The organism is Mycobacterium sp. D16Q13, from assembly GCF_002013375.1.
Lineage (GTDB): Bacteria > Actinomycetota > Actinomycetes > Mycobacteriales > Mycobacteriaceae > Mycobacterium.
Genome location: NZ_MAEW01000008.1, coordinates 139,520 through 152,916, shown reverse-complemented (window position 1 = coordinate 152,916; position 13,397 = coordinate 139,520). Strand labels below are relative to the sequence as shown.

At 64.2% G+C, this 13,397-nt stretch carries 15 protein-coding genes; 10 read left to right on the top strand and 5 right to left on the bottom strand.

The features are described from left to right. Positions 1 to 44 precede the first annotated feature (44 nt). Together B4400_RS09430 and B4400_RS09425 are read right to left on the bottom strand one after the other, a co-directional pair. Complete coding sequence (locus B4400_RS09430; RefSeq protein WP_078309699.1) at positions 45 to 1,073, bottom strand: TPR repeat domain-containing protein; 1,029 nt, start codon at positions 1,071 to 1,073, stop codon at positions 45 to 47. Beyond that, positions 1,070 to 1,363, bottom strand: a complete 294-nt coding sequence (locus tag B4400_RS09425) for a hypothetical protein (protein ID WP_078309698.1) — start codon at positions 1,361 to 1,363, stop codon at positions 1,070 to 1,072. The genes B4400_RS09430 and B4400_RS09425 overlap by 4 nt, the downstream gene beginning before the upstream one ends. Positions 1,364 to 1,479: 116 nt before the next feature. Between B4400_RS09425 and B4400_RS09420 the strand changes: the two genes are divergently transcribed. After that, positions 1,480 to 2,055 (top strand): HhH-GPD-type base excision DNA repair protein, encoded by a 576-nt coding sequence (locus B4400_RS09420; protein WP_170914966.1) that lies wholly within the window; start codon positions 1,480 to 1,482, stop codon positions 2,053 to 2,055. A 29-nt stretch (positions 2,056 to 2,084) separates the two neighbouring features. Here B4400_RS09420 and B4400_RS09415 read toward each other — a convergent pair whose 3' ends face one another. Then, positions 2,085 to 2,747, bottom strand: coding sequence for a hypothetical protein (locus tag B4400_RS09415; protein WP_078309695.1), 663 nt, complete (start codon positions 2,745 to 2,747; stop codon positions 2,085 to 2,087). Between the two features lie 153 nt (positions 2,748 to 2,900). Between B4400_RS09415 and B4400_RS09410 the strand changes: the two genes are divergently transcribed. Genes B4400_RS09410 through purU form a run of 3 tightly spaced genes read left to right on the top strand, consistent with a single transcriptional unit; the run spans position 2,901 to position 5,879 of the window. Further along, a complete protein-coding gene (locus B4400_RS09410) occupies positions 2,901 to 4,124 on the top strand; it encodes a mannosyltransferase (RefSeq protein WP_078309925.1) in 1,224 nt (407 codons plus the stop codon). A gap of 45 nt (positions 4,125 to 4,169) precedes the next feature. Continuing rightward, entirely contained in the window at positions 4,170 to 4,976 is an 807-nt protein-coding gene (locus B4400_RS09405) for an SDR family oxidoreductase (protein WP_078309693.1), read from the top strand. Positions 4,977 to 4,979: 3 nt separating this feature from the next. Continuing rightward, positions 4,980 to 5,879 (top strand): formyltetrahydrofolate deformylase, encoded by a 900-nt coding sequence (purU, locus tag B4400_RS09400; protein WP_078309691.1) that lies wholly within the window; start codon positions 4,980 to 4,982, stop codon positions 5,877 to 5,879. 10 nt (positions 5,880 to 5,889) lie between these two features. Here purU and B4400_RS09395 read toward each other — a convergent pair whose 3' ends face one another. Further along, the gene (locus B4400_RS09395) at positions 5,890 to 6,174 is read right to left on the bottom strand and encodes a 4a-hydroxytetrahydrobiopterin dehydratase (RefSeq protein WP_078309689.1); all 285 of its coding nucleotides are present in this window, start codon (positions 6,172 to 6,174) and stop codon (positions 5,890 to 5,892) included. A gap of 26 nt (positions 6,175 to 6,200) precedes the next feature. Between B4400_RS09395 and B4400_RS09390 the strand changes: the two genes are divergently transcribed. Beyond that, positions 6,201 to 6,602 (top strand): (deoxy)nucleoside triphosphate pyrophosphohydrolase, encoded by a 402-nt coding sequence (locus B4400_RS09390; RefSeq protein WP_078309687.1) that lies wholly within the window; start codon positions 6,201 to 6,203, stop codon positions 6,600 to 6,602. Here B4400_RS09390 and B4400_RS24360 read toward each other — a convergent pair. Further along, positions 6,579 to 6,746, bottom strand: coding sequence for a hypothetical protein (locus B4400_RS24360; RefSeq protein ID WP_099051564.1), 168 nt, complete (start codon positions 6,744 to 6,746; stop codon positions 6,579 to 6,581). The genes B4400_RS09390 and B4400_RS24360 overlap by 24 nt on opposite strands. A 117-nt stretch (positions 6,747 to 6,863) precedes the next feature. On the opposite strand from B4400_RS24360, the gene typA reads away from it, so the two are divergent. From typA to B4400_RS09365, 5 genes are all read left to right on the top strand, one after another. Next, a complete protein-coding gene (typA, locus tag B4400_RS09385) occupies positions 6,864 to 8,768 on the top strand; it encodes a translational GTPase TypA (RefSeq protein WP_078309685.1) in 1,905 nt (634 codons plus the stop codon). A gap of 155 nt (positions 8,769 to 8,923) precedes the next feature. Further along, positions 8,924 to 9,313, top strand: a complete 390-nt coding sequence (locus B4400_RS09380) for a nitroreductase/quinone reductase family protein (RefSeq protein WP_286141872.1) — start codon at positions 8,924 to 8,926, stop codon at positions 9,311 to 9,313. 90 nt (positions 9,314 to 9,403) lie between these two features. Beyond that, positions 9,404 to 11,296, top strand: a complete 1,893-nt coding sequence (locus B4400_RS09375; RefSeq protein ID WP_078309683.1) for an alkyl/aryl-sulfatase — start codon at positions 9,404 to 9,406, stop codon at positions 11,294 to 11,296. Between the two features lie 65 nt (positions 11,297 to 11,361). Next, positions 11,362 to 12,141 carry an AraC family transcriptional regulator gene (locus B4400_RS09370; RefSeq protein ID WP_078309681.1) on the top strand — a complete coding sequence of 260 codons (780 nt, stop codon included), beginning with the start codon at positions 11,362 to 11,364 and terminating at the stop codon, positions 12,139 to 12,141. A gap of 277 nt (positions 12,142 to 12,418) precedes the next feature. Next, positions 12,419 to 13,342 carry an alpha/beta fold hydrolase gene (locus B4400_RS09365; protein ID WP_078309679.1) on the top strand — a complete coding sequence of 308 codons (924 nt, stop codon included), beginning with the start codon at positions 12,419 to 12,421 and terminating at the stop codon, positions 13,340 to 13,342. Positions 13,343 to 13,397 lie beyond the last annotated feature (55 nt).

The window sequence follows — 13,397 nt, the reverse complement described above, 5'->3', positions numbered from 1 at the left end:
GTCAGGTGTTCACCTGGCCGGGCTGGGGTCCAGGGACCCGGGGCTCAGACGCTTCTGCGCGCCGACTCTTCCCCGTACTGCTGGTTGACCGCGCGGAGGAACTTCTCCGCATCGGTGGGCTCGACCGGAGGTAGGTGGATGGTCTCGCTGACGATGCCATCCGGAAGACGCGGCTCGGAGCCGACGTCGGGAATGAAGTTCTTCAGGGCGCCATCGGTGAAGGGCACGCCGGATTTGACCTGGTTGTTGGACACGAGGTCGAACGCCCGCGTCATCGCGTCGCGAGATTCCTCGGGTAGTCCGGCTTTGATGGCCGCGATCTCGGTGGCGGATTTGCCATCGAAGGACTGTGCGAATTCGTACAGATATTGCAGTTGGTTGGACGGGATGGTGACGCTCTTACCCGCGGCGAGGTCCTTGAGCTGCCGATCGTCCAAGAGCGATGCCGTGTTGACGCGGCTCAACACACTTTGATCGCGCTGGCTGTCCGCCTGGAAGTGCTCGCCGTCCCGATTTCCCTGTGCGGAGGTCAGCCCGCTGAAGGGATTGAACGAGGCCGCCAGCTCATCGCAAATGGCGTCGATCTGGTGCTGGGCCTCTAATTCGGCTGCCCACCACTTGTCGTAGGCCTTCCGCATCATCCGGGTGAACTTCACGGCGCTCTGGTTCGCCTTCTCGATGACCTCCGCGCTGGTGTGGGGCTGCATGATCCAGCTGGCGGTGAGGTCCTCGGCCACCGTGTAGCCGTGGTCGGTGGCCTCGTTGTACAGGTCGACCGCCTCGCGGCGATATTCGATCGACTGGAACTCCAAGGTGACCAAGGCCTTCGGGGCGTCATCGAGTAGTACCTGGGTGGCCAGGTAGATCGTCTTCTCATCGCTGGCCGCGGTGTCCTGGATCGCACGGGCAGTTTCACCGTCCCAGGGCAGGCCGCCTGGCCTGTCGATCGAATGCTTGTAGTCCTGGGCGCGGTGCTGCAGCTCGGTGGCGGCGAGCATCGCCTGGCGCAACGGCACGATCGACTGTTCAGGGTGGTTCGTCAGCAACCTTCTGGCCGAGTACTCAGACTTCATTGCGGCCTCGACAACGACGCGGCGGACAGGATGGTCTGTCGCACGTACTCTTCGGTGTCTCCGAACCGGGCCTGCGCCTGTTCGGACAGGTCTGCCATGTTGACGCAGCGTGCCGCAAACATGCGCTGCAATTCGGGGATGACTTCGGTGACGAGCCGTCTCACTGCGGTCAGCGATGGGGCATCCCCGGCTTCGACCCTGGTGGGGTTGGCGGCCCGGTTGCATAGCTTCTGGGCCTGTTCTCGTAATTCCGGCGACAGCTTGCGCAACGCCTCTAGATCAACGTCCAATTGGCCTGACAGCGGCAGCCTCCCCGAACACTGTGATCTTGGTCGCCCAAGTTGCCGTAGCCTAGCACCGCTCGGGTTGTCAAAGTTCAGAAGGAAGGAATGTCACATTGGCGAAATTGCAGCTAGCGCAGGACCCGGCCGCCGATGAGTTGCTGGAGGAGAATCCATTAGCGCTTTTGATTGCGATGCTCCTCGATCAACAGATTCCTATGGAAGTGGCCTTCGCCGGGCCCAAGAAGATCGCGGACCGGATCGGCGGTATCGACGCGCACCAGATCGCCGAGTATGACCCCGACAAGTTCATCGCCTTATGTTCCGAACGGCCGGCGATACATCGATTCCCTGGTTCGATGGCCAAGCGTGTTCAGGTACTCGCACAGGAGATCGTCGACGAATACGACGGCCGGGCGGAGAACATCTGGAAGGCGGGGGATCCGGATGGGGCCGAGTTGCTCAAGCGGCTCAAGGCGCTTCCTGGATTCGGCGAGCAAAAGGCCAAGATCTTCGTGGCACTACTGGGCAAACAATACGGAGTGCAGCCCAAGGATTGGCGTAAGGCCGCCGGAAACTATGGCGAGAAGGACACGCACCTGTCGGTTGCGGACGTTGTCGACGGCGAGTCGCTCGGTCTCGTGCGGGCGCATAAGAAGGAAATGAAGGCTGCGGCCAAAGCAAAGGCGGCCAAGGCGTAACGCCCTGACCGCCTTGCTTGTGTAGTGAACTACGGCAGTGCTGCGAACATCGGTGCCGACGGGACCATGCCAACGCCGGGGGCGGTGGCAGCGGGCAGTCCGGCGACGGGAGCGGCCGCGGCGGCCGGGATTCCGTTGACCAGGGCCGGCGGAATCAGCGTCTGCTGCACACCTGCGGGGAGCAGCTTGGGCAGGTTGGTGGCCCACAGATCAACGGTCTGCGTGACACCGTCCGCGCCGGGGATCTGCCCAACGCCGGGCAGGTTGCTGGTGGCGGGAACCGACGCCGGGGACAGCGCCTGCGCGGCCGCGGGCGTCAGTGCCTGAGCGGCGGCCGGGTTCAGTGCTTGTGCGGCGGCCGGAGGCAGCGCGGCCGGAGCGGCCGGAGCAGCCGGTGCGGCGGGCGCCACACCGGGAGCCGGTGCGACCGCAGGAGCGGCAGGCGTGATCGCCGGGAGGGCAGGTGCCGGGGCAGCGATCGCGGCGGGTGCCGCGGGAGCCACCGGGGCGGCAGCGGGAGCGTTACCGAAGCCCGCGGCGGCCTGGCCCAGGAGCGCGGCAGGGTTGGTCGGGTTCGGCGGCGGGCCGGGAATGGGGTCAGCGCCAGCGGTCGACGCCATGCCCAGCGCCAGGCCGGCTGACGCGAAGGCCGCGATCGACGCGCCCACGAAGACGTTGGGGAGCCGGGACATAAACCGTGACATATTGAACTCCAATGCTGTTTCGCTAGACATGATTGCCGGTGTTAAAACCCAAGGTAATCCGTTACGCGTGTTACTCAAGTGACGCGTGTGGCGTAGATGGAACCGTTACCAAAACGAGTGAGTGAGGTTATCGAAACCCCGATGAGTACCGAGTCGACCAGGGCGAATGCCGAGCCGCTGGTGCCGACACGCGGCGTGGCGGCGTGGCGGCGTGTCCGGGAATGGGGTCCGTGGCTGCTCGTGCTGAGCATCGCGGTACGAGTCGCCTGGGCTTATCTGACTCCGCATGGCGCCGACCTTGTCGATCTGCATGTGTACGTCAGCGGCCCCGCCACTCTGGGGCACGGCAATCTCTATGAGTTCACGTACCCGGACAAGACTCCCGACTTCCCGCTGCCTTTCACGTATCCGCCGTTCGCGGCCGTGGTGTTCTGGCCGCTGCACCTGCTGCCGTTCACCCTGCTTGGCCTGTGTTGGATTCTGGGCACCATCGCCGCGCTGTACGCGGTGGTTCGGCTGAGTCAGCGGTTGCTCGGATTCGACGATGCCCGTGGCGCCGCCGTGTGGACAGCGATCACGATGTGGACCGAACCGGTGCGCTCGACGCTGGACTATGGGCAGATCAACGTGCTGCTGATGCTGCTGATCCTGGTGGCGGTGACATCGTCACGCTGGTGGATCTCGGGAACGCTGGTGGGGCTCGCCGGCGGGGTGAAGCTGACCCCGTTGGTCTCCGGGCTCTACTTCCTGGGAGCGCGCCGGTGGGTGACCGCTCTCTGGGCCGGCGTGGTTTTTGTCGCGACCGTTCTGGTCGGCGTCGCCGTGGTCGGAGCGCAGGGGCGGTACTACTTCACCGACCTGTTGGGTAAGCCGGACCGCATCGGTCCGATCGCCACCGTGTTCAACCAGTCCTGGCGTGGAGGTATCTCCAGGATCCTCGGACACGACGCGGGGTCGGGAGTGCTGGTATTGGCGGCCTACCTGGTCACCGCGGTACTGGCCTTTTTCGCCTGGCGAGCCGTGGACGACAGGTTGGGCCAGATCTGTGTGGTGCAGACGTTCGGTCTGCTCATCTCGCCCATCTCGTGGACACATCATTGGGTGTGGATGGTTCCGTTCATGGTGTGGCTACTGCACGGGCCGTGGCGAGAAAAGTTGGGCGCCAAGATCTTTGGATACGGGTGGTTGGCGCTGTTGTTGGTCGGGGTGCCCTGGCTGCTCAGCTTCGCCCAACCCGACATCTGGCGCATCGACAGGCCGTGGCCGCTGGCCTGGGCCGGGTTGGTGGACATTGTGGCGGCCATGGCGACCCTCGGCTGGATCGCGGTGACGGGCTGGCGAACTCGCCACCCCGCCCATCACTGATCAGCGCGTTGCGGCGTGCGGTGGTCGGTCGGCTAGCGTGGCGCCATGTCTGAACATTGGACCGTCCTGGTCACCGGTGCTTCCAGCGGGATCGGCGCAAGCGCGGCCCGGATCTTCGTCGAGCGCGGGCATCGCGTGTTCGGCACCAGTCGTCATCCCGACACTGTCGCCGACCGTATCGCCGGGGTGCAGTATCTGCGACTCGATCAGACCGACAAGGCCAGTATCGACGAATGTGTCGCGCAGGCGGGCGAGGTGGACATTCTGGTCAACAACGCCGGAGAGAGTCAGATTGGTGCGCTGGAAGATATCTCCATCGATGATTTCGAGAAGCTCTACAACACCAATGTTTTTGGACCCGTTGCCCTGACCAAGGCAGTGCTGCCGGGAATGAGGGAGCGGCGCCGCGGCGCCATCGTGATGGTGGGATCGATGGCGGGCACCCTGCATGTCCCGTTCCGATCGACCTATAGCTCGGCGAAGTCGGCGCTGCACACCGTTGCCGACTGCCTGCGTTACGAGGTGGCGCCGTTCGGGATCACCGTGAGCACCGTGGAACCCGGCGTCATCGCGACCGGAATCGAAACACGGCGCAACCGCATCGTGTCCGAGGGATCCGCCTACCGCGACGCGTTCCAGACTGTCGACGCGGCGATGGCCGCCAGAGAGCAGCACGGTATGGCTTCCGACGATTTGGCTCGACTCGTTGTTGACGTGGCACTGAATCCGAACCCGAAGCCCTTGTATGCCAAGGGCAGTAACGCTCCACTCATCATGGGCGCGCAGCGCCTGCTGCCTGCCGGGCTGTTCCTCAAGTTCCTGGCGCGCATGCACGGGCTGAAGGCGAGGTAGGGCATGTTTCCGCAAGGTATGCACCCCACCGGCTCCTCAGATGCCTTCCACTCCAAGGACATCGGGAGGTTGCTGCTGCAATGCCCGGACCGGATCGGCGTGGTCGCCGCCGTCAGCGCCTTTCTGGCGGACGCCGGCGCGAGCATCATTTCGCTGGCGCAGTACTCGACGGAACCGCAGGGCGGCTGGTTTATGCAGCGCACCGTGTTCCACCGCTCCGGACTCACCGCCGCGCGTGAGGATATGGAGAAAGAGTTCGCCTCTATCGCCGAGAAGTTCGATATCCAGTACCGATTCAGCGAGGCCGCTAAGCCCAAGCGAGTCGCGATTATGGTGTCGCGCACCGATCACTGTCTGCTGGATCTGCTGTGGCGCAATCGCCGCGGCGAGCTCGACATGTTGATCGTGATGGTGATCTCGAACCACCCCGACCTCGCCGAGCAGGTGCGCTCGTTCGGTTTGCCCTTTGTGCACATCCCCGCCACCCGTGAGAATCGTGCCGAGGCCGAACGTAAGCAGCTGGACCTGCTGCAGGGAAACGTCGACCTGGTGGTCCTGGCCCGATACATGCAGATCCTGTCGCCGGAGTTTCTCGACCAGATCGACTGCCCGCTGATCAACATCCACCATTCGTTCCTTCCCGCATTCACCGGCGCGATGCCGTATCGCCGTGCACGGGAACGCGGCGTCAAAATGATCGGTGCCACAGCGCATTACGTGACCCGGGAGCTCGACGAGGGGCCGATCATCGAGCAGGACGTGATCCGCGTCGATCACACCCACACCGTCGAGGACCTAGTGCGGCTGGGATCCGATGTGGAACGGCTGGTGCTATCGCGCGCTGTTGCCTGGCACTGTGAGGACCGGGTGATGCGGCACGGGAATGTCACCGCGATCTTGTAACGCCTGAAGGCTAGCTTCCGGCCTGTGAATCGATCGCCTGGGCCAGTGCGACATCCTTGTCGGTGATGCCGCCCTCGGAGTGGGTGGATAGCACGAATGTCACTGTGCACCAGCGGATATCGATATCGGGATGATGGTCGACGGATTCCGCGTGCTCGGCGATGCGACGCACTGCGTCTATTCCGTCCAAGAAGGCCTCGAATTTGACGGCGCGGCGCAGGGAGTCACCCTCGCGTGTCCACCCGGGAAGCCCGGAGAGCGCCGCGCTGATCTGGTCGTCGGTGAGCAGGGCCATCAACTCAACGTATAGCGTCGAACACCATGGCGATAGTGGTGGCGGGCGCGGTGATCGACGGGGGCAAGCTGCTCATCGCGCAGCGCGCTAAGCCCGCCGAGCTCGCCGGACAGTGGGAGCTTCCGGGTGGCAAGGTCGCCGAGGGCGAATCGGAGCCGCAGGCGCTTGTACGGGAGTTACGCGAGGAACTCGGGATCGATGTCGAGGTTGATGCCCGCATCGGTGAGGACGTCGTCGTCGGGAATCTGGTGCTGCGCGCCTACCGCGCACGGCTGGACCCGCATCGCCCGGGCATCCCTCATCCGCACGAGCATCTGGCGTTGCGCTGGGTCACTGCTGATGAACTCGACACGGTGGAGTGGGTTCCCGCGGACGGGGGATGGATCCCCGCGTTGCGGGCGGCGCTAGTGGGCGCGCGCCCGGTGTAGCAGCTTTTTCAGCTCCTTCTCGGAGAGTCCATGCTGCTCGGCCTTCTGCATCTTGTGCACGACAAGAGGGCACTTCATGCAGCGTGGTTTGCTCTTACAGCACTTCTTCTTGGGCTTGAGCCGGGCGACCTTGCTGGCCTTCACTGGGGTCCTACTTCTGGGTCTTAAATGTCTCTGGGGCTGTGTTTGGGCTATGTCGGGCGTCACACGGGATAACGCCAGTTTCGTGAACTGGGGGTTTCACTGCCAGAATTGGCAGACGTGACCCACAGTTTCCGGAACGTAGCCATTGTTGCGCACGTCGACCACGGCAAGACAACCCTGGTCGACGCGATGCTCAAGCAATCGGGTGCGCTCACGCACCGAGGTGATGACGCCGTCGAGCGCCTGATGGACTCCGGTGATCTGGAGAAGGAAAAGGGCATCACCATCCTGGCCAAGAACACCGCGGTGCACCGGCACCACGCGGATGGCTCGATGACGGTCATCAACGTCATCGACACCCCCGGCCACGCGGACTTCGGTGGCGAGGTCGAGCGCGGACTGTCGATGGTCGACGGAGTGCTGCTGCTGGTCGACGCCTCCGAGGGGCCCCTGCCGCAGACCCGTTTCGTGCTGCGCAAGGCTCTCGGCGCTCACCTGCCGGTGATCCTGGTGGTCAACAAGACCGACCGGCCCGATGCCCGCATCGCCGAGGTGGTCTCCGACAGCCACGACTTGCTGCTCGACGTCGCCTCAGACCTGGACGAGGAGGCACAGAAGGCCGCCGAGGACGCGCTCGGGCTGCCGACGCTGTACGCCTCGGGCCGTGCCGGTGTGGCCAGCACTGTCGAGCCCGCCAATGGCGAGATTCCCGAGGGCGACAACCTCGACCCGCTCTTCGACGTCCTGCTTGAGCACATCCCGCCGCCCAAGGGCGACGCCGAGGCCCCCCTGCAGGCATTGGTCACCAACCTCGACGCCTCTGCGTTCCTGGGCCGGCTCGCGCTGATCCGCATCTACAACGGGCGGATTCGCAAGGGACAGCAGATCGCGTGGATGCGCGAAGTCGATGGCCACCCTGTCATCACCAGCTCGAAGATCACCGAGCTGCTCGCCACCGAGGGTGTCGATCGCAGCCCCACCGAGGAGGCAGTCGCCGGGGACATCGTCGCCGTCGCCGGGATGTCCGAGATCATGATCGGCGACACGCTCGCCGACCCCGATCACGCGCACGCGCTGCCGCGCATCACCGTCGATGAGCCCGCCATCTCGGTGACCATCGGCACCAACAGCTCGCCGCTGGCCGGCAAGGTGTCGGGGCACAAGCTGACCGCACGCATGGTCAAGTCGCGGCTGGACTCGGAGCTTGTCGGCAACGTGTCGATCAAGGTCGTCGATATCGGCCGTCCCGACGCCTGGGAGGTGCAGGGCCGTGGTGAGCTGGCGCTGGCCATCCTCGTCGAGCAGATGCGCCGTGAGGGCTTCGAACTGACGGTCGGAAAGCCGCAGGTGGTCACCCGGCAGATCGACGGCAAGCTGCATGAACCGTTCGAGGCCATGACCATCGACTGTCCCGAGGAGTTCGTCGGAGCCATCACCCAGCTGATGGCCGCCCGCAAGGGCCGCATGGAAGAGATGGCCAACCACGCCGCGGGATGGGTCCGTATGGACTTCATCGTGCCCTCGCGTGGCCTCATCGGATTCCGTACCGACTTCCTGACGCTGACCCGCGGCACCGGCATCGCGAACGCGGTCTTCGAGGGTTACCGCCCCTGGGCGGGCGAGATCCGCGCGCGGCACACCGGATCGCTCGTGTCCGACCGGACCGGCAGCATCACCCCGTTCGCCATGATCCAGCTCGCCGACCGCGGCCAGTTCTTCGTAGAGCCAGGTGAGGACACCTATGAGGGCCAGGTCGTCGGGATCAACCCGCGTGCCGAGGACCTCGATGTCAACGTCACCCGCGAGAAGAAGCTGACCAACATGCGCTCGTCGACCGCCGACGTCATGGAGACGCTGGCACGGCCGATCGAGCTCGACCTCGAGCAGGCCATGGAGTTCTGCGCGGCTGACGAATGTGTCGAGGTGACACCGGAAATCGTCCGCGTGCGCAAGGTCGACCTGGATGCCAACACTCGTGCGCGCAATCGCTCACGCGCGAAGGCAGCTGCCAACAACAGCTAGGTGTGGCCGATGGCATGTCTTGGCCGACCCTGAAGGTAACGAGTTCTGCCTGCTCAAGGCTTGCCTCAACCCGGTTTGATCCCTGCCCGGGTGAAGGTGGCGGATGTCGACGACTCGCCTCGCGTTACGGGCGAAATCGGAGCACACTGCGTGGCGTGGCTGATTTCAACTCCATCAAGCGGCTGGTGGTGCACAACGTGCAGCGGTACCTCGTCAACCCGGTGGGGCGACGGCTGCCGGTCGTGCAGCTGGAAACCACGGGTCGCACGTCGGGACAGCCACGGCGCACCGCGATAGGCGGACGCCTCGTCGGTAACCAGTTCTGGCTGGTGTCCGAGCACGGCGAGCACTCCGACTACGTGCGCAACATCAAAGCAAACCCCGCGGTACGGCTGCGCATTCGCGACCAGTGGCGCACCGGCACCGCACACCTGCTGCCCGATGACGACGCCCGGGCCAGGTTGCAGCAGCTGCCGACGGCCAACAGTGCGGTGGTCCGTGCGGTGGGCACCGAACTGCTGAGCATCCGGGTGGATCTGGACTGATTTTGGTAACAGCGGTTGCCTCGGATGAACTCGTTTGAGGGATAACGGCTTTCGCGTTCGCGTGACCGGGCCCGTGGGTACTATCGCGATATGGAGCAAACTCAGCCCGCAGTGCGCATCATCGAACAGAACGCGGCGGCCGTGCCGGAACTCCCGTTCGCCGACACGGCGGATCAGGACGACGCTGACCGGGGCTTTATCGCCGCGCTAGAGCCCGGTGTGGTGACAGACGCCTCAGGGAAGGTTGTGTGGGACAACGACTCCTATGCGTTCCTGCGCGGATCCTGCCCGGCCTCGGTGCACCCGAGTCTGTGGCGGCAGTGCGGGCTGAACATCAGGCAGGGGCTGTACCACGTCACCGAGGGCATCTACCAGGTTCGGGGCCTCGACATCTCCAATATGACGCTCGTCGAGGGTGAACGCGGAGTCATCGTGATCGACCCGCTGGTATCCGCCGAGACCGCGGCGGCCGCGTTGGCGCTCTACCGGAGTCATCGCGGCGACCGCCCGGTGACCGGGCTGATCTACACCCATTCCCACGCCGACCATTTCGGGGGCGCGCTAGGGGTGGTGAGCGAGGAGGACGTCACGGCGGGGCATTGTCCAGTCCTGGCACCGGCAGGATTTCTGGAACACGCTGTGGCGGAGAACGTTTACGCGGGAACCGCGATGACGCGCCGTGCCGTGTACATGTACGGCGCCGTGCTGCCGAGGGGGCCGCTCGGGCAGGTGGGATCTGGTCTTGGCCAAACCAATTCCATCGGCACCGTCACGCTGATCCCGCCGACACTCGACATCACCCATACCGGGCAGGAAGAGACCGTCGACGGGGTGCGCATGGTCTTCCAGCTGACTCCGGGTACCGAGGCGCCCGCGGAGATGAACTTTTACTTCCCCGAGCGCCGCGCGCTCTGCATGGCCGAGAACGCCACCCATACCCTGCACAATCTGCTGACATTGCGCGGCGCGCTGGTCCGCGACCCGCACGTCTGGGCGCGGTACATCACCGAGGCCATCAACCTGTACGCCCGGGGTTCCGATGTCGTGTTCGCCTCGCACCACTGGCCCACCTGGGGGACCGAGCGTTTGGTGGAATACCTTGCCCTGCAGCGTGATGTATATGCCTACCTGCATGATCAGACGCTGCGCCAGCTCAACCAGGGCCTGGTGGGCTCCGAGATCGCCGAGACGCTGCAGCTGCCCCCGGCGATCGCCGGGGCCTGGCATGCGCGCGGTTACTACGGTTCGGTGAGTCACAACGTCAAGGCGATCTACCAGCGTTACATGGGCTGGTTTGACGGCAATCCGGCGCACCTCTGGGAACATCCACCCGTCGCGAACGCCCAGCGGCACGTGGAGTTCATGGGTGGTGCTGAGGAGGTACTACGCAAGGCGCGCATCGCCTTTGAGCAAGGGGACTATCGGTGGGTGGCACAAGTGGTCAACTATGTGATCTTCGCCGATCCGGCCAACGACGCCGCGAAGGCGTTGCAGGCCAGCTGTTTCGAACAACTTGGGTACGGAGCGGAGAACGCCACCTGGCGCAACTTCTATTTGATGGGTGCATACGAACTAACTCATGGCAGCGTCGGGACCCCGATGGCCGTCGGCTCGCCCACTATGGTGGCGGCGCTGACGGTGGATCAGGTGTTCGATGCGCTCTCGCTGCGGATCAACGGACCCAAGGCGTGGAACGAGCGCTTCGTGAGCGATTGGGCATTCACTGACGAGGATCGCGTGCACCGCGTGGAACTGCGTAACGGTGTGCTGGTGCACTATGACCGGCCCGCGGGGATCAGCCCGCCCGATGTGACCTTCACCCTCACTCGGCCGACCCTCATCAAGGTTCTGCTGGACGGCAAGGACCCCGCGCAGCTTGTTGCCTCGGGCGAGATCACTGTGGAGGGCGACTTGACCGGATTCGCGCGGTTGGTCGGGGTCCTCGATCAGCCGGATCCCAACTTCGCGATCGTGACGCCGTAGCCGACATCGGAGATGAACCATTTGCTCGCTAAGGTTGCCGATCATGTTCTGGGGGAAACACGCCGGTGAGTAATCTGCAGGTCACGTTCGTCAGTGAGTCGATAGCGGAGCCCACGGAGTGGTACTTCCGCGGGCCGCACCACATTGTCGCGGTTTACCAGGGCGGATCTATCCGGACCAAGGAACTGGAGTTCGATCGCGGACTCTCTCGTCGCTATCTGCCGAAGGCCGGTGACGTGCTTGTGGTTCCGGCTGGACGGCGCGTCGCCATTACCGCACAGGGGAAACATGCCGCGTTCTGTCAGCTTGAGGTGCCGACTACTTTGCTCGATCAGCGAGAGCTGGAGGCGAAGGTCGCGCATCCCGACGCGCTGATGCTGCAATTGGCGGCGAGGATGCGCAGCATCGCAGACCGTGACGATGTGATCGCGCGGCTACTGCGTGAGTCATTGGTCGACGTGATGTGGCTGCACCTGAGCGACCACTACGCGGCGATCCGCCGAGACGCGGTAGGTGGCAGAGCATTGGAGCCGGCCGCGCAGGCGCGGTTGATGGAGTACGTCGAAGACAGCTTGGATGCGGATATCAGCCTGGCGGCGCTGGCGCGGCACTCCGAGATGTCGGTCAGTGAGTTCCGCAAGGCTTTCGTGGATGCATTTCGGCAGACGCCCTATCAGTTTGTGTTGAACCGTCGTATGGACCGCGCGAAGAAGCTCCTCGCCGGTACTTCCCTGCCTGTCACTGATATCAGTATTGCCGTCGGTTTTTCGAGCCCCAGCCATTTTGCCACCACATTCAAAGCTCGAGTGGGGGTGACGCCAACCGTCTACCGCAGCGGACTGTGACTGTGTTTTCCGCAAGACGCAGCGGATTTCGAAGGCGCGACTTTCGGGCGCGATCTACAGTGGCCGCACGTGGTCACGGGGGACGTGGTCGCGGGGGTCGGGTAGATTCTGGCCTCGCATTGCGAGAGCCAGAATCTGCTCGACACCATTACCAAACATGTTGCGGTAGAAGTAGAGTGCGTGCCGTGCGAGGGGATGATGTGTGTCAACCCCCATCGTGGCGGTGGTGACGGCTTTGACGGATTACCCAGCGACACCCCGACTGGTTCCCCTGTGGATGCATGCGTTGTTCACCGCGTGTCTCTGGATGGTCGCAGGGTGCGCGGGAGAGATGTCTGGTCCTGCCGAACGCTCAGTAGCGCGTTATGCGCCCGTGCTATCCCACATCACCGTCGAGCGGTTCCATTATCTGACGGACGGCCATTCCGATCCGACTCAAAACTGGGCAGACTTGTATCTACCCGCCGGCCGTCAGGATCCGGACACGATTCCACTGGTGGTGCTGATTCATGGCGGAGCATGGCAAAACCATCTGGGGGCTATGGTCTTCGAGCCATTGGCCAGAGAGCTGGCGGCCCGGGGAATGGCCGTCTACAACATGGAATACCGGCGGGTGGGATCCGGTGGCGGCTGGCCGACCACGTTCCACGATGTGGCGCGCGCGCTTGACTATGTCATCGAGGTGGACAAAAAACACCCGCAGCTCACCACCGACGATGAACTTGTGGTGGGGCACAGTGCCGGCGCGCAGCTCGCGGTATGGGGTGCCACTCGACACAATCTCCGGGATGACGAGGTGGGCTCTCGCCCACGATTCCGGCCCACGCGGGCGGTGTCGCTGGCAGGGCCGCTCGATATGGTCTATGCCGCGGAGCACGGTGACGATCGCATCGTCACCGTGCTCGGGGGCACACCCGATGCCGTGCCGGAGCGTTACCTATCCGTCGACCCCATCCAGAACATCGATATCGATACGCCTGTCATAGCCCTGCACGGCACCAGAGACCACGTGGTTGAACCTGTCAATTCGCAGCGCTATGTCGCGGCGGTGAAGCGCCGGGGTGGCCGGGCCGCCGTCGAGCTGCTTCCCGAGCAGAATCATGTGTCGATTGTGGCGTCCGATAGCTCCGCCTTCGAGCGGGTGGTGCGGGTCATCACCACCACGTCCCAGGCGGAGCTCGACAAGCTGCTGAAGGAGTAGCCGGGTCGTGCCGCCATGCCGTTGCCGTCTCGTTCACGTTCGCCTCTCAGCACCC

What these genes read in the sequence shown, in the direction of transcription:
- B4400_RS09430 (WP_078309699.1), bottom strand. Translation starts at nt 1,073, where the DNA reads ATGAAGTCTGAGTACTCGGCCAGAAGGTTGCTGACGAACCACCCTGAA.
- B4400_RS09405 (WP_078309693.1), top strand. Translation starts at nt 4,170, where the DNA reads ATGTCTGAACATTGGACCGTCCTGGTCACCGGTGCTTCCAGCGGGATC.
- B4400_RS09410 (WP_078309925.1), top strand. Translation starts at nt 2,901, where the DNA reads ATGAGTACCGAGTCGACCAGGGCGAATGCCGAGCCGCTGGTGCCGACA.
- purU (WP_078309691.1), top strand. Translation starts at nt 4,980, where the DNA reads ATGTTTCCGCAAGGTATGCACCCCACCGGCTCCTCAGATGCCTTCCAC.
- B4400_RS09365 (WP_078309679.1), top strand. Translation starts at nt 12,419, where the DNA reads ATGCATGCGTTGTTCACCGCGTGTCTCTGGATGGTCGCAGGGTGCGCG.
- B4400_RS09395 (WP_078309689.1), bottom strand. Translation starts at nt 6,174, where the DNA reads ATGGCCCTGCTCACCGACGACCAGATCAGCGCGGCGCTCTCCGGGCTT.
- B4400_RS09375 (WP_078309683.1), top strand. Translation starts at nt 9,404, where the DNA reads ATGGAGCAAACTCAGCCCGCAGTGCGCATCATCGAACAGAACGCGGCG.
- B4400_RS09415 (WP_078309695.1), bottom strand. Translation starts at nt 2,747, where the DNA reads ATGTCCCGGCTCCCCAACGTCTTCGTGGGCGCGTCGATCGCGGCCTTC.
- B4400_RS09390 (WP_078309687.1), top strand. Translation starts at nt 6,201, where the DNA reads ATGGCGATAGTGGTGGCGGGCGCGGTGATCGACGGGGGCAAGCTGCTC.